The organism is Streptomyces sp. NBC_01166 (assembly GCF_045039765.1).
In the GTDB taxonomy this organism is placed as follows: Bacteria; Actinomycetota; Actinomycetes; order Streptomycetales; family Streptomycetaceae; genus Streptomyces.
Map to the genome: position 1 here is coordinate 6748643 of NZ_CP108613.1, position 15014 is coordinate 6763656.

The following is a 15014-nucleotide window of genomic DNA, read 5'->3' on the forward strand; positions in this document are numbered from 1 at the left end:
CGCACCCCCTGACAGGCCGGCCGAGGGGGACGGCCCTCGGCCGGCCGCCGTGGACCCATCAGGTTCACGGCAGCCTGTGCGGGTGCGCGTACGTCCCGTACGCGCACCCGCACAGGTGAGCTCCAAGCTGCCCGCACCAGCTGCACGACCTGCACCAACGCACCACTCAGCAACACCTCCCTGATACCCACGTCGCCCGACGTGTACCCGACCGGAGGAAGCCGTGGCAGCTACGCCCAGGTTTCGCAAGAACGCAGTCGACGGAAGCACATCCGAAGGAAGCACAGCAGAAGGGAATGCGGCGGAAGGCCCGGTGAGCAAGCACCCGGTCGACGAGACGCTCCCGCCACTCAGGATGTTCACCAGCGGCCTTCAGCACGTGGCCGCGATGTACGCGGGTGTGGTGGCCCCGCCCATGATCGTGGGGCCCGCCGTGGGTCTCAGCGCCAAGGAGACCGCCTTCCTCATGGGGGCGAGCCTCTTCACCGCGGGGATAGCCACCCTGCTCCAGACCCTCGGCTTCTGGCGAATAGGCGCCAAACTGCCGTTCGTCAACGGCGTCTCCTTCGCCGGGGTCACCCCGATGATCGCGATAGGCAAGGACCGCGGGCACGACGGCATCGCCGTCATCTTCGGAGCGATCATCGTCGCCGGCCTCCTCGGCTTCGTCCTCGCCCCGTACTTCTGCAAACTGGTGCGGTTCTTCCCGCCCGTCGTCACCGGCACCGTCATCACGCTGATCGGCGTCTCACTGCTCCCGGTCGCCTTCAACTGGTCGCAGGGCGGCAACGCGACCGCGGACGACTACGGCTCGATGACGAACATCACGATGGCCGCCGTCACCCTCGTGATCGTGCTGGCCCTGCGAAAGCTGCTGCGGGGCTTCCTCCAGCAGATCGCCATCCTGCTCGGCCTGGTCATCGGCACCCTGATCGCGATCCCCGCCGGCATCACCGACTTCGGGGCACTGGGCGACGCCGACGTGGTCGGTTTCCCGACGCCGTTCCACTTCGGCGCACCGCAGTTCGAGATCGCCGCCATCATCTCGATGTGCATCGTGATGCTGGTCTGTATGACCGAGTCGACCGCCGACATGCTGGCCCTCGGCAAGATCGTCGGCCGTCCCGCGGACGAGCGGACCATCGAGGGCGGACTGCGCGCCGACACCCTGGGCAGCGCCGTCAGCCCGCTCTTCAACGGCTTCATGTGCAGTGCGTTCGCCCAGAACATCGGGCTGGTCGCCATGACCAAGGTCCGCAGCCGGTTCGTCGTCGCCGCGGGCGGAGTCATCCTGGTCCTGCTCGGGCTGGTCCCCGTGGCCGCGTCCGTCATCGCCCTCGTACCGCTTCCCGTCCTCGGGGGCGCGGGCATCGTGCTCTTCGGATCGGTCGCCGCGAGCGGTATCCAGACACTGGCGACCGCCGCGCTGGAGAAGGGCGAGAACGCCCTGATCGTCGCGGCGGCCGTCGGCGTCGGCCTCATCCCGATCGCCGCGCCGGACTTCTACCACGCCTTCCCCGAGGACCTGCTCGTCGTCCTGGACTCGGGCATCTCCACCGGCTGCGTGGTGGCGATCGTGCTGAACCTGGCCTTCAACCACTGGGGCCGGCGGCCGGAGGAGGAGCCGGAGACGGGGGTACCGGACAGCGAACAGCCGAAGGACCCGATGGCTCTGCCCGTCGCCCACTGACCCGCGCGGTGCGCGTACGGACACCCTGACGGTCCCGTACGCGCACCTCGGGCGCGGGTGGCGTCAGCCGATGTGGAAGCTCTCGCCGTAGACCCGCCAGTCCAGCGGCGGATCGAGATTCAGATTGCCGTTCCGCAGGAACACCCGCTGGGCCGTGTCCACCCGGCTGGTGTCCGAGTGGGCCTCCTCCTGCTTCATCGCCCAGACCCGGGCGTCCAGGAACGCGTCGAGGTAGGCCACCTCGTCGCCGCCCTGTGACGGCGGGCTCGCCTGGGCCAGTGCCCTCTCCCGGATCGAGCCGAAGCTCGTGCTGTCGCTGCCGCCGCCGTGCATCACGATGGCGTCGTAGTACGCGAACTGGCCGAGCGTGCCGAGCCCGTCGGCCTTGCCCCGGCGCACCGCCGGGTCGAAGTAGACCCGGTCGCGCTCGTCGTTCTGCGCCTGCTGGAAGGCGGGGTCCGACGCTGCCTCAGCCCAGTGGCCGGTGAAACCGGGGTCCAGCCCCTCGTGCGAATCCGTGCCGTCCACCGCCCGCAGGGCGGGCAGGTACGCGGCCAGGACGTTGCCCGGCTTCCGCTCCTCGTACAGCTCCACCAGGTCGAGCATGTCCCCGGTGCCGGAGCAGAATCCGATGATGCCGGCGGTGTAGCCGCGGCCGTCGCCGATGTCCTCGATGTAGCCGTACTGGGCCTTCCAGTCCAGCGTGGAGTTCTCCGCGCTGGACACGAGCTGCATCGCGATGTCCTTCTTCGTGGGGTCGTCGAGTCCGGTCGCGGCTGCCTCCAGGTGTGCGGCCGGCGGCGTGGGGGCGCCGGCGTGTGCGGTCGCCGGAACCGCGGTGAAGGTCAGCCCGAGGGCCAGCACGGCGAGTCCGGCGGTGCGGATGAATCGGGTGGTGCGACGTGAGGTGCTGTTGTGGGGGTGATGCACCGGTCCTCCCAGGGGAGTTCGTCGTCCGATGTTCTGTTAGGAAGCTTTCCTATCAGCGTTCGGAGCCGGCGGTAACCCCTTGGCACCCGGTTGGTCGGAGGGTGTTCAGCCGCCGTCGATACGGAAGCTCTCCCCGTAGACCTTCCACGCCAGCGGGGTCTCCAGCTGGAGCTTCCCCTCGCGTACGAAGACACGCTGGGCGGTCTCCACCCGGCTGGTGTCGCTGTGCGAGGGCTCCTTGCGGATCGCGGCCACCCGGGCGTCCAGGAAGGCGTTGAGATACGCCTCCTCGTCGCCGCCCTCGGAGGGCGGATCGTTCTCGGCGAGGGCCTGGGCGCGTATCGTCCGGAAGCCGACCGTGCCGCCGGTGTCGGCGTACCCGTGCATCACGTAGGCGTCGTAGTAGACGAACTGTCCCAGGGCGCTGAGCCCGTCGGCCTCGGCGCGCTTCACCGCCGGGTCGAAGTACGAGCTGTCCCGCTCGGCGTCCTGTGCCGCCCGGAAGGCCGGGTCCGCCGCGGCCTTCGCCCACGCCTCGGTGAAGGTGCTGCCCAGCCCCTCGTGCGAGTCGCTGCCGTTGACCGCGCGCAGCGCCGGCAGGAAGTCCTGGAGCGCGTTTCCCGGACGCTTCGCCGCGTAGCGCTCGACGACCTTCAGCAGATCGCCCGTGCCGGAGCAGAATCCGATGATGCCGGCGGTGTAGCCGCGGCCGTCGCCGATGTCCTCGACGTAGGAGTACTGGGCCTTCCAGTCCAGCGTGGAGTTCTCCGCGCTGGACACGAGCCGCATCGCGATGTCCTTCTTCGCCGGGTCGTCGAGCCCTTTCTCGGAGGAGCCGGAGCCGGACCCGGAGCAGCCGGTCAGGACGAGGGCCGCGGCGGCGGCGAGGGCGAGACGTCTGTGTTTCACGCACCAAGCGTGCCAGGCCGGGGGGCGGCGTCGGCGGGTGCGGGGCGCCTGTAGCGTTCGGGATATGGAAGATCAGTCTGTTGTGGACGTCGGCGAAGTACGGCTGGCGTATCGGACCTGGGGTGACCCCTTCGGGTCGCCCGTCGTCCTCTTGCACGGTCTCGGCGGCTCGTCCCTGAGCTGGGAGGCCGTCGGCACCCTGCTCGGCGAGGAGTGGCGGGTGTACGCCATCGATCTGCGCGGCCACGGCGAGAGCGACTGGCCCGACGAGTACGGCTTCGAGCAGATGCGGGACGACGTCCTGGAGTTCCTCGACGCCTGCGAGCTCGACCGGGTCGGTCTCGTGGGCCACTCGATGGGCGGGGTGGTCGCCTATCTGCTCGCCGAGGAGCACGCGGACCGGGTGGAGCGCCTGGTGCTGGTCGAGACACCGCCGCCGTTCCCGGGACAGCTGGTGGCCGACAGCCGCCCCGCGGGTCCGGTGGACTACGACGAGAACGTCGTGCCGGCCGTCCGGGCCCAGGTGGCCGATCCGGACCCCCGGTGGGAGCAGGAGCTGGGGCAGATCGTCGCCCCGACGCTGATGATCGCCGGGGGCCCGGAGAGCAGCATGCCGCAGGGGAGGCTGGCCGACATGGCCTCGCTCATCCCCGACTGCCGGCTGCTCACCCTGGGCGGCGGCCACCATGTGCACAAGAAGCACGCGGACCAGGTGGCCCAGCAGATCACCGAGTTCTTCACCAGCTGAGCGGGCCCGGCCGTCCGACCGCCGCCCCGCGCACGACGCCACCGCCGGGCCCGCGCTCGACGCCACCGCCGGGCCCCGCGCTCGACGCCGTCAGCCGCCGGGCTGCCAGTCGGGCCGGCGCCCGCTCAGCGCGATCACCCGGTCGGCCAGCGGCGCGTCGGCCGGGACGGGGACCGGCGGGCCGAAGATCGCGTCAGGGCCGGACCTGTCGTCGTCCCCGGGTGCCAGCATCGCCTCCGACGAGCGCAGGCTCGCCTCGTCCGCCCGGAACTCCTGCCCGGTCGCCCTGGCCAGGTCCCAGCCGTGCACGACCAGCTCGTTACGCGCCACCATCCCGGCGACCTCCCCGGGAAGATCGACCCCGCCCGCCCGGGTCATGCCCTCCAGCGCGGCCGGGGAGCGCCAGGCCGCGACCAGCTCGTCCAGCAGGGGCGGCAGCGCCGTACGCCAGTCGGAGGGCAGCACCGGCGGGGCCGACGTCGGCGGGGTGCCGGTCGTCGGGCCGGACCTCTTGTGTGCCGCGTCGCGGAAGGCGACGGTCAGGCCCAGCAGATGTCCGAGCAGCTCCCGTACCGCGTAGTCGGGGCAGGGGGTCGGACCTTCCAGCTGCCGGTCGTCGACCGAGCGGATCAGCTCCTGGACCTGCCGCGCCGCCGGTCCGAGATCGATGCCGGGCGCGGTCGCATTGTTCGTTTCCATACTCTTCAGACCGTTTCCGCGCCCGGAACTCATCGGGGACATCGCGGAACGTTCCGGTCCGCCCTCTTGTCGGCGGCCCCGTCCGCATGGCATATAGGTCTGGACCATTGCTGTCGGATGGAAGGCATCACCGTGCAACGCCCCCACGCACGCACCGCGTTGGCCTGTTCCGCCACGCTGCTCCTCGCCGGTCTCACCGCCTGCGGCGGACCCGCGGAAGCGGACACCAAGAACCCGACAGCCCCCAGGGGGGTGACCGCGCAGGCCGGCAGCGCCTCCTCCGCGCACGTCATGTGGGAGCGGGCCTCCGACAACGAGGGGATCACCGGCTACGACGTCTACCGGGAGGGGAGAAAGGCCGCCTCGGTGGACGCGACGAAGCTGATGACCGACATCGACGGTCTGACCGCGTCCACGGCCTATGCCTTCACCGTCCGGGCCCGCGACGCCGCCGGGAACCTCTCCGCCCCGAGCGCCGCGGCCACCGTCACCACGCCCGCCGCCGCGCCCGCCGACGAGGAAGCGCCGACCGGACCGACGAAGCTGCGGGGCAAGGCGGACAGCGGCCGGACGGTCACCCTGTCCTGGGGCGGCTCCACGGACGACGTGGGCGTCACCTCGTACGACATCTACCAGGAGGACTCCAGGATCCACAGCGTCCCGGGCACGCGGACCACGGCCCGGCTCAGGGGCCTGCGCCCCGGCACCGTCTACACCTTCACCGTCCGCGCCCGCGACGCCGCCGACCGCTCCTCGCCGGACAGCGACGCGCTCGACCTGACCACCCCGTCCGCCCCGGGCGCCCCCGCGAGCACGGCGCCCACCGGACTGCGGACGACGACGACGGCGCGGGGCGAGGAGTACCTCGTCGACCTCTCCTGGGACCAGCCGGACACCGGAGGCACGATTCCCGCGTACCAGCTCTTCCTGAACGGAAAGCTGACCACCACGATCGTCTGGGGCGGCACGCCGCCCAAGGGCCGGGCGACCTACCGGCTCACCCTGACCGATCCGCCCGGCACCCGGTACTCGCTCAAGCTCCGGCCCAAGCTCCCCGACGGGACATGGGGCGACTTCTCGGCCCAGCGCACGGTGGTGCTGCGCGGCTGACCGGAGACCGGTCGCTCACGGTCCGCGCCACAGGTTGGCGAAGGCCGCGTTCTCGATGGTCCGCCTCTGTCGTACGGCCTCCAGCTCCATCACCGCGTCATGGACGGCGGCCACCACGGTCGTCACCGCCTCGTCGTCGAGGCCGGGCTCGTCGTCGGACCGGCCCCCGTCGATGCCCACGGCCGAGGCGAGGGCGGCCAGCACGGGTTCCCCCGCGTCCCGGCGCCCGGCCGCCCGACGGCGGCCGGGCGTATCGGCCGGTTCGACACGTTCCGGCCCGAAGGGCGACCGGCCGCTCCGCCTCCGAGTCAGCTCGCCGTCCTTCTCCAGACCGGCCTGGTACGCGGCCGAGAGGTCCTGGCCCCGGCGCCACAGCCAGTCGTCGATCCGCTCGTAGGGCGGTTGGCGGGTGAGCCCGGCCGCGGCGTCGCCGAGGAGCGCGTCGTCCGGCGTCCGCGGCTCACCCGGCACGATGCGGTCACCGTCCACGGTGACGGCCCCCGCACCGATGAGATCGATCAGCTCGGCTCCCGCGAGCGCGAGCGACAGGTCACCCTGCCCCACGGCATGCTCGGGCCGCGGGTCCATGGTGATGATGAACAGGTTCTTCGCCGTGGTCATGAACGGCTCCCCTCGGAGGCATCGACAGAAGTGCGTCCCCACCGGCCCCGTCCGGAGCTGGCGCGCGGCGAGGCGACCGTCACGATCAGTATCGCCCCCGAGCGGCCCGGCACGCTAAGGTACCGGCCCCCGGCGGCGGTGCCGGAGTCCGCGGAGGAGGCGGTCGGCATGCGAGGTGCTCGGCCTTCCCGGCGTGTGGTCACCCGGGGCCATGTCGTGCAGGGGGCCTGCGGGTTCTTCCTGCGGCACGGCACGGTGGACATGGACGCGCTCGCCCAGGACCTCGCGGTCAGCCGTGCCACCCTCTACCGCGTGGTCGGCAGCCGGGACGCGCTCCTGGCCGATGTGCTGTGGGAGCTGGCCGAACATCTCCTGGACCGGGCGCGGCGCCGGCGTACCCGGGCGGGTGTGGACGGTGTCCTGGAGATCACCCGCTACTTCGTCACGGTTCTGCGCGGCTCCGTCCCCTTCGAGGGCTTCCTGCGTGCCGAACCCGAGACGGCGCGGCGCCTGCTGACCGGCGGCTGTGTACACCGGCGGGCCGTCCTGGCCCAGCGGGGCATCCTCCTGGAAGCGGGGGAGAGGGACCGGCTCTGGCCGCGTTCCGGCATCGACGACCTGGCCTACCTCTATGTCAGGGTCGTCGAATCCACCCTGTACGCCGAGTTGCTGAGCAGCCGCCGGCCGGACCTCGCCCTGGCCGAACGCACTGCCCGCGCCGTACTCCAGCAAACCCGCCGAGCGTCACCGGGCGCGATCTGAGACCGCTGTCTCACCCTCGGCCCGGCCACTGGTGGGCCCGTCGTCACCGGCCGTAGTTTCCGACTCCGACGACGGCAACCCGGAGGACACGATGACCCGCTCCCAGCCGGCCCGGACGGGCCGGGCCACTTTACTCACGGTGCTTCTCGCACTCGTCGGAACACTCGCCGCCCTGACGGCCCCGACGCAGGCCGCGACCGCCCCGCGCGCCACGGTCGATCCCGTGATCTTCGTACACGGCCAGGAGGGTTCGGCGCAGCAGTGGCAGTCCCAGGCCAAGCGGTTCTCCAGCAACGGCTACCGCGACGACCAGCTGTACGTCCATGAGTACGACACCTCCGTGGCGACCGACGACCACGCTGTCGCGGGGCTGGAGGACCTGGTCGACTCGGTCCGGGCCCGCACCGGCGCGCAGCAGGTCGACATCCTGGCCCACTCGCGCGGCACGCGTGTGATGCACGCCTACCTCTCCGTGCCGGAGCGGGCGGCGGAGGTCGCCAAGTACGTGAACCTGGACGGCCGTACGGCCGCCGCCCAGCCGGGCGGGGTGCCCACCCTCGCCATCTGGAGCAGCCTCCAGCCGAACGGGTCGATCGGCGGGGCGCTCAACGTCCACGAGCCGGAGGCGAGCCACACGGAGAGCGCCACCTCCGCCGAGAGCTTCGCCCACATCTACGCCTTCCTCCGCGGCAGGCCGCCGCTCACCACCCGGGTGCTGCCCGAGCCGCACACCTCCGTGGAGATCGCCGGGCGCGCCGTGCACTTCCCGCAGAACAAGGGGCTCGCGGGCCGCCTCGAGGTGTGGCGGCTCGACCCCGCCACCGGCGCCAGGGCCGGCCTCCTCCCTCAGCACGTCGTGAGGATCGGCGCGGACGGAGCCTTCGGCCCGCTGGGAGTGAGCGGACGCGGACACTACGAGCTGGCGTTCATCCGCTCCGGTGAACGCACCGGCCACTTCTACTTCGAACCCTTCGAGCGCGGCGACCGCTTCGTGCGCCTGCTCGTCTCCCCGCCGGGCGGCGTCGCGGACTCCATCGACACCTGCCCCGCGCACACGGCGCTCACCATCGTCCGCGCACGTGAGTGGCGGGCCGGCACGGCCGAGGACGACCGGCTCCGCATCGCCGGGACCGATGTCCTCAACGCGGCGGTCTCCCCGCAACTGCGGCAGATTCTCGGCCTGTTCGCGTTCGACAAGGGGTGCGACGGAGTCAGTCACCTCGACACGGCGCTGCCGCCCTTCGACCGCGTCCCCTTCCTGACGGCCACCGACCTCTCCCTTCCGGCCGACGCGCAGGCCCGTGGAACGATCCCCGTCACGGAGACGATGCGCGGGACCGGGGTGGACGAGACCATCGCCGTGCCCGACTGGCCCTCCGACAGCCACACCGTGTCGCTGCTCTTCAAGGACTACGTGGACATTCCGTCGGGCGGGTGAGCCGACAGGCCGTACGACGGTGCGCCGCTCCCGGACCACCCGGCCCGGGAGCGGCGCACCGTCGCTCCTCAGGCGGCGAGCGCCGCGGGCTCGCCGAGCCGTGCGGCAGCCGTCCGCCAGGCGGCCGTCACCGCGGTACGGGCCTGCTCGGTCCGGGCGGCACCCTCCGCCGTCAAGTCGAGTGGCGCGCCCACGTGTACGTGCAGTTCCGGGCGGCGCAGTGGGGCCGTGAACAGGCCCGCGAGCTGCTTGGCCGTGCTCCCCGAGGTGACCCGGCGCGCACCGGCCTGGCCCACGGGCACCACCGGGGCCCCGCTGCGCCGGACCAGCCGGGACAGGCCGCTGCGGAAGGCTTCGGGTGCCGCTTCCGCGGCGTCCGTCCGGTGCGGGAGGCCGCCCTCGGCGTAGATCAGGACCAGGCGCCCGCGCCCGAGCGCCTCGACGGCCCCGTCCAGGGCGTCCGCCGCGCGCCGGTCGCCCCGGTGGACCGGGATGTGCCCTTCGAGGGCGAGCGCACGGCCGAGCAACGGGACGCGCCACAGTCCGGCGGTCGCCATGACGACCGGACGGACCCCGAGGCGGTGCAGTGCGGCGAGCACGACGGCGGGGTCGGCGAGCGACGTGTGGTTGGCGACGACGATGCTGCCGGGGGCGAGTTCGGCGCCCGCGTCGGTGGTGATCGTGAGGCGGCCGACGGTGGGCACCAGGACGTCGGCGAGGCGGCTGAGCATGTCCGGTCTCCTGAGCTCGACGATGTTGATGCCCATCGTCGGCCGCGGGGGCGCCACGAGCCTGAGTAGCCGCACTCATCTTCCGCGGCCCGGTGCTCAGGAGCGGACCGCTGGAGTCGACCGGGCTCAGCCCGTGACGCGCACCGTCTCGACCCACGGGGGAGCGGCCGGGGCGGACGGGCCGATGAGGGCGGCGACGAGCCGGCACGCCGGCGTCTCGTCCGGCCACGGAGTGTGACCGTCCGTCAGTACGACGATCACGTCCGGACGTTCACGCCCCCTGAGCGCCGCCGCGATCCCGACCCGCATGTCGGTGCCACCGCCGCCGCCCAGCGTGACCTGTTCGGCGGACGTCACCCGGGAGACGGCCTGCACATCGGCGTCGCAGGCCAGGACCGTCACCCGGTTGCCCCGGATTCCCACCTCGCGCAGCACACCGGTGACCTCGGCGAGCGCGGAAGCGATCTCCGCCTCGCCCATCGACCCCGAGGTGTCGATCACGACCGCGACCTGTGGCAGCGGCCGCCGCAGGCTGGGCAGCACGACACCGCGCAGCGCCGCGCTCCGGCGTGACGGCCGGCGGTAGGTGTAGTCGACCGCCCCGGCGGCCCAGGCCGCCGCTTCCCGTACGGCGCCCGCGAGCACCTGCCGCCAGTCGACCGTGGGCTCGAGGATCCCGTCCGCCCAGCGCTGCCAGCCACCGGGCAGGGCGCCCCGGGCACGCACATGGGCGCGCATGGCCTCCGCCGTCGCGCGCCTCAGCGCCTCCGCCTCGACCGTGCCGACCACCGTCGCCTCCGTACGCCCGCCCGACTCCCAGGGGGAGGGCTGCCCATGGGCTCCCGACCCGCAGTCGTGGGTGACTGGGGAGGGCGGCAGGGCCGGCAGATACGCCTCGAAGAGCTGCCCCTCCGGAAGGCCGAAGAGGCGCGGCTCCAGCCGCCCCGCGGGCAGGGGCAGTCCGTCGGCGATCAGGTCGTCGTTGATCTCGCAGTCCTGTGCGACGTTCACCCGGTGCCGGTCACGCTGCTCCGCCGCGGGCAGCATCTCCGCCCGCCCGTGGTGGTCGCGCAGCAGGTGCGCCACCTCGTGCACCCATACCGCCGCGAGCTCGGCCACCGGGGTCCGCTCGACGAAGCGGGACGAGACGTAGCAGCGCCAGTGCCGGTCCACGCCCATGGTCGGCACCTCGTCGCTCTCGACCACGGTCAGTGCGTACAGCGCCGACGCGAGGTAGGGGCGGTCCGCCGCTGCCCGGTAACGCGCCGCGAGCAGCTTCGTGGTGTCCAGGTCAACCACCGTGCGGCAGTGCGCCGGACTGCCGAAGCAGGTCCAGGAAGCCGTCGATGCCGGGCGGTACCGGCCAGTCGAGGTTGCGCATCCCCGCCAGGTCGACCGCGGCCCGGGCGGCCACGTCGGGCACACCCGCGTCCACGGCCTTCGCCAGCACGGCCCACCCCGCCTCCCAGCGCTCACGGGTGAGATCACCCTGGACCGCGGCGACGACCGCGATCAGGAAGGCGAGCTGCCGGTCCCCGCGCGCGGGCAGCGTGAACGCGTCAGGGTCGGCGAGCACGCGGTCGGGGTCGGGCAGGTCCAGGTGCTCCAGGTAGGACAGCAGCTCGATGCCGGCACCGTCTCCCACCGCGCCGGTGAGCACGGCCGCGACAGCCTCCCGCCCCGCACCCGCCGCGTAGCCCGTGGCCAGCAGCCGCAGGGCCATGTCCCAGGTCCTCGGGGACGGCCAGGCCCGGCCCCGGTTCTCCGCGTCGGCCGGGATGTGGTGGACCAGGCCGGGCCGCGCCGTCAGGAACCCGGAGACCGCACCCCGGGCCCGTGCCGCCGCGCCGGTCACCCTGGCCGGATCGACGACAGGCACACTCAGGGCGGGCCAGGTCCCCGCCATGCCGCGGGCGACGGTGCGCGGGTCGTGCGTCCACCGCAGATGGACGAAGCGGTTGGCGAGCGGCGGGCTGAGATGCCAGCCGTCCGCCGCGCTCGACGGAGGGTTGGCCGCCGCCACGACACGTACGGCGTCCGGCAACCGCAGGCTGCCCACCCGCCGTTCGAGCACGACCCGCAGGAGTGCCGCCTGCACCGCGGGCGGCGCCGACGACAACTCGTCGAAGAACAGCAGGCCCTGGCCGGCACGGGCGAGCCGGACCGCCCAGTCGGGCGGCGCCATCGGTACACCCGTCACCGCCGGATCGTCCCCCACAACCGGCAGTCCGGCGAAGTCCGACGGCTCGTGGACGCTCGCGATGACCGTCTCCAGCTCCAGGCCGAGACCCGCGGCGAGCTGTTCCATGCCGGCGGACTTGCCGATCCCGGGCTCGCCCCACAGCAGCACCGGCTGATTGGCCGTCACCGCCAGTGCGAGCGCCTCCAGTTGCGGACTTTCGGAGGGTTCGGTGCGGGTGGTGCGCAGCCGCCGGTTCAGCTCGTCGGCCGCGTCCAGCGGTCCGGGTGCGACCGGGGCGGGCCGGATGGTGGCGGTCACTGTTCCTCGTCCTTCTCGGCTTTCTCGATCCACCTGTCGTACCACGCCGACCCGATCCCCGGGTGCTCCGCGACCACCCGCTCGCGGAGGAAGCCGAGCTCCCCGCGTTTGTACCTGCGGATCATCTGGGCCAGCGAGAGCTCGGTCGCGTCGGTCACGTCGATCCGGGCACCGGCGTCGAGCAGCGCCCGCACCAGAGCGGTGGAGCCACACTCGCTCACCGCGACGGCCAACGGGGTGCGCTCCATGTGGTCACGGGCCTCCAGGTCGAGTCCTGCCGCCAGCAGCCGGGGCAACAGCGCCTCGTGATCGAGCAGGGGCAGGACATGCAGCAGGCTCCGCCGTCTGCCGTCCTTCACATGGAGGTCGACGCCCGCGGCCAGCATCTCGAGAACTCCTGGGGTGTCCCCGTGCTGGGCCCGCTGGAACAGCTCCTGGCGCTGTTCCCGCAGCGCCTTCGGGAGCCGCCCCGTTCCCGACGTGAGGGAGTGCTCCGCCGCGAAGCAGCCGGCGACGGCACCGCCGAACGCCCGCATGGCACTCTCGCGTTGCCGCTCCTCCTCGGTGTGCGGGGACCGGAGCGCGCCGTCCCGGAAGGCGACTTCGTGCCACTCACCGCGGCACCTCACCCGCACGGGACGCGGCGCGGACGGGCCCGGCGGGCCGAACGGCCCTTCGAGGGAGGGGAACAGAGCACGCGCGACCAGCGGATGCAGCCACCCCGGTGGCATGGCGCCGATCCGCAGCAGGTCGAGGTCGGGGAGACGGCGCCAGGCCGCCTCCGGAAGGGAGGGGGGCTCCGCGGCCGGCCTCCTCGACTCGACGACGCGGGCCCGGAGCCGTCCGCCGCTGCTGTGATCCGTGAGGTCCAGCAGGACGTGCCCCCGATAGAAGTTCGCGATCAGGAAGCGCTCCCTGCCGCTCGCGGCTGTCGCGCGCCGCACGGCGGACTCCAGCCGGGGGATGTCGATCGCCGTCCGGCGGACGATCTCCTCGCCGTCCACGTCCCGCCACGATCGCTCGGACGGCGGCAGTGAAGGATCCCAGTCGACACCCGCGGCAGCGAACGCCTCGGAGACCTTGCCCTCCTGATGAAGCAGAGTCACCCGTTCCGCCCGGGCCGCCGCGTCGTCGCCGGGGGCGGCGAGTTCCTCGGGGGTGAGGGGCGTGCCGTCGTCGTGAAAGAAGGGGATCCGGCCGCCACCGCCACCGACCGCCGCCCGAAGACCGTCCGTGTGCCGCGCGTCCCACAGGTGGCGGACCGACCGCCAGTCCTCGATACGCCCGGCGAACAGACCTGGAGAGGCCTCGCCGGGCACGGCACCGAAGCGCAGTGCGAGCCGCTGCGGGCCGTCGGCCATCGGAGGCGTGCGCAGATGGAGATACGGCGCCATGGACAGCCCGGCCCCGTAACCCGCCAGGACGACCGTGCGGTCGGTGTCGATTGTCGAGCGGCCCCCGAGGACCCGGGGCAGGTGCCAGCGCACCAGGTCGGGCACGAGGTGGCGCAGGTCCGACACGAGGGACGCGGCCACGACGCTCCCGTGCGCGGCGGCCACCTCGGCCGGATCGAAGTCCACATCGACCCCTGCCACCGCGAGAGCACCCCGCCAGTCACCGGCAAGCCGCCGTTCCGTGGCCCGCTCGATCAGCCGGCGGGGCACCGCGTACCGACGGACCCGCCGCAGGCCGGCCACCTCCTCCGTGGAGATGAACCGCTTCTCGGGACCAAGCCTCACCGGTAGACGCTCCGTATCGCACGGAGATCCGCGTGGGCGCCGGCATCCGGACGCAGCCGCGCGGTGAAGGACCGCTTCACCTTGCGGGGGAGCCCGGGGCCGAGGCCCACGTACTCCAGCCGGGAGTCCGCGCCGACAGCGCCCAGCAGTGTCTTCGCACCGCGGCCGGTCAGTCCCGTGTGGGCCAGTTCGAGGCGTCGCAGCGGGCTGCCGGGCAGGGCGGCGGCCAGCGCGTGGGCCCCCGCGTCGCCGGTCGTGTTGCCGGTCGCCCCGAGGCTGCGCTGCGACAGCGGGCGCCCCAGGTCGAGCGCCTCGATCCCGCCGAGCGCGTCGGCCAGAGCGGTCGCCCCGGCAGGCCCGATCCCGTTGCCGCCGAGGCCGAGCCGCACCGGACGCGCCGGGTCGGCCGCGGCGGCGAGCTCGGCGGCCCCCGCGTCACCGAGGTGGTTGGCCGGCAGGTACAGCTCCCGCACCCCCGCCTCACGGATCATCGCGGCGAGGAGCGGCGCGGACTCCGCACCGAGCCCGTTGCCGCCGAGGAACAGCCTCTCCAGGGGCTGTTCCCGGGTCCGGAGCACGTCGAGCAGGACCTCCAGCGCGGCAGCCGTGATCCCGCTGTTGACCAGGTCCAGGGTGCGCAGGACGGTGTTGCGGGCCAGCATCGGCGCGAGCGCCCGTACCCCCGCGTCACCCAGCGGATTGCGCTTCAGCCAGAGAGCCCGGACGGTGCTGTCCGGGCCGATCGCCCCGGCGAGTGCGGCGGCGCCCTCGGCCCCGATGCGATTGCAGCCGAGATAGACCGTCCGTAGGCCGTGCCCGTCCAGCCGCAGTGCGTCCGCGACCGAGCTCGCGCCCTCGTCCCCGAGGGAGTTGGTGCCGAGGAGGACATGCGTGGCGTGCGGCGACCGCGCGAGCGCGGGCATCAACCTGGCCGCACCGGAGGCCCCGAGCCCCTGCTTGCAGAGGTCGACACGTCCGTCGCCGCGCAGGGTCCCCAGCGGGAACACCTCGTCCGCCCCGACCGGTGGCTCCGCGGCGAGCCGCGTCACCAGCGGATCCAGCAGCGCCGTGTCGGCGAGCGGGATGTCAGGGTGTTCGATCGCCGGGCAGCGCACGGGCATCGGCTGCGACATCACA

At 72.9% G+C, this 15014-nt stretch carries 14 protein-coding genes; 5 read left to right on the forward strand and 9 right to left on the reverse strand.

Translation table 11 applies throughout. The annotated features are described in order from the left end of the window. Positions 1-223: 223 nt before the first annotated feature. Positions 224-1690: a nucleobase:cation symporter-2 family protein gene (locus tag OG379_RS30875; protein WP_405666274.1), complete on the forward strand. Its 1467-nt coding sequence runs from the start codon at positions 224-226 to the stop codon at positions 1688-1690. A gap of 63 nt (positions 1691-1753) precedes the next feature. Here OG379_RS30875 and OG379_RS30880 read toward each other — a convergent pair whose 3' ends face one another. Together OG379_RS30880 and OG379_RS30885 are read right to left on the reverse strand one after the other, a co-directional pair. Next, positions 1754-2620: a chitosanase gene (locus OG379_RS30880; protein WP_405666276.1), complete on the reverse strand. Its 867-nt coding sequence runs from the start codon at positions 2618-2620 to the stop codon at positions 1754-1756. Positions 2621-2725: 105 nt separating this feature from the next. Next, on the reverse strand, positions 2726-3529 hold the full coding sequence (locus OG379_RS30885; RefSeq protein ID WP_405666277.1) for a chitosanase: 804 nt from the start codon (positions 3527-3529) through the stop codon (positions 2726-2728). Positions 3530-3593: 64 nt separating this feature from the next. Between OG379_RS30885 and OG379_RS30890 the strand changes: the two genes are divergently transcribed. Beyond that, a complete protein-coding gene (locus tag OG379_RS30890) occupies positions 3594-4277 on the forward strand; it encodes an alpha/beta fold hydrolase (protein WP_393767384.1) in 684 nt (227 codons plus the stop codon). Between the two features lie 90 nt (positions 4278-4367). On the opposite strand, the gene OG379_RS30895 is transcribed toward OG379_RS30890, so the two are convergent. Then, positions 4368-4976, reverse strand: a complete 609-nt coding sequence (locus OG379_RS30895; protein ID WP_405666279.1) for a TIGR03086 family metal-binding protein — start codon at positions 4974-4976, stop codon at positions 4368-4370. Between the two features lie 117 nt (positions 4977-5093). Here OG379_RS30895 and OG379_RS30900 point away from each other — a divergent pair, with 117 nt between their 5' ends. Next, positions 5094-6086 carry a fibronectin type III domain-containing protein gene (locus tag OG379_RS30900; protein ID WP_405666281.1) on the forward strand — a complete coding sequence of 331 codons (993 nt, stop codon included), beginning with the start codon at positions 5094-5096 and terminating at the stop codon, positions 6084-6086. A 15-nt stretch (positions 6087-6101) separates the two neighbouring features. Here OG379_RS30900 and OG379_RS30905 read toward each other — a convergent pair whose 3' ends face one another. Then, complete coding sequence (locus OG379_RS30905) at positions 6102-6707, reverse strand: GPP34 family phosphoprotein (RefSeq protein WP_405666282.1); 606 nt, start codon at positions 6705-6707, stop codon at positions 6102-6104. Positions 6708-6875: 168 nt separating this feature from the next. On the opposite strand from OG379_RS30905, the gene OG379_RS30910 reads away from it, so the two are divergent. Next, positions 6876-7469, forward strand: a complete 594-nt coding sequence (locus OG379_RS30910) for a QsdR family transcriptional regulator (RefSeq protein ID WP_405666284.1) — start codon at positions 6876-6878, stop codon at positions 7467-7469. 91 nt (positions 7470-7560) lie between these two features. After that, positions 7561-8907, forward strand: coding sequence for a hypothetical protein (locus tag OG379_RS30915; RefSeq protein ID WP_405666286.1), 1347 nt, complete (start codon positions 7561-7563; stop codon positions 8905-8907). A 68-nt stretch (positions 8908-8975) separates the two neighbouring features. Here OG379_RS30915 and OG379_RS30920 read toward each other — a convergent pair whose 3' ends face one another. From OG379_RS30920 to OG379_RS30940, 5 genes are all read right to left on the reverse strand, one after another. Beyond that, positions 8976-9638 carry a lysophospholipid acyltransferase family protein gene (locus OG379_RS30920; protein WP_405666288.1) on the reverse strand — a complete coding sequence of 221 codons (663 nt, stop codon included), beginning with the start codon at positions 9636-9638 and terminating at the stop codon, positions 8976-8978. Positions 9639-9764: 126 nt separating this feature from the next. Then, a complete protein-coding gene (locus tag OG379_RS30925; protein ID WP_405666290.1) occupies positions 9765-10937 on the reverse strand; it encodes a DUF2201 family putative metallopeptidase in 1173 nt (390 codons plus the stop codon). Further along, the gene (locus OG379_RS30930; protein WP_405666292.1) at positions 10930-12138 is read right to left on the reverse strand and encodes an AAA family ATPase; all 1209 of its coding nucleotides are present in this window, start codon (positions 12136-12138) and stop codon (positions 10930-10932) included. The genes OG379_RS30925 and OG379_RS30930 overlap by 8 nt, the downstream gene beginning before the upstream one ends. Continuing rightward, positions 12135-13877 carry an ankyrin repeat domain-containing protein gene (locus OG379_RS30935; protein ID WP_405666294.1) on the reverse strand — a complete coding sequence of 581 codons (1743 nt, stop codon included), beginning with the start codon at positions 13875-13877 and terminating at the stop codon, positions 12135-12137. The genes OG379_RS30930 and OG379_RS30935 overlap by 4 nt, the downstream gene beginning before the upstream one ends. Further along, positions 13874-15010 carry a gala protein gene (locus OG379_RS30940; RefSeq protein ID WP_405666295.1) on the reverse strand — a complete coding sequence of 379 codons (1137 nt, stop codon included), beginning with the start codon at positions 15008-15010 and terminating at the stop codon, positions 13874-13876. Before OG379_RS30940 ends, OG379_RS30935 begins: the two co-directional genes overlap by 4 nt. Between the last annotated feature and the right edge of the window lie 4 nt (positions 15011-15014).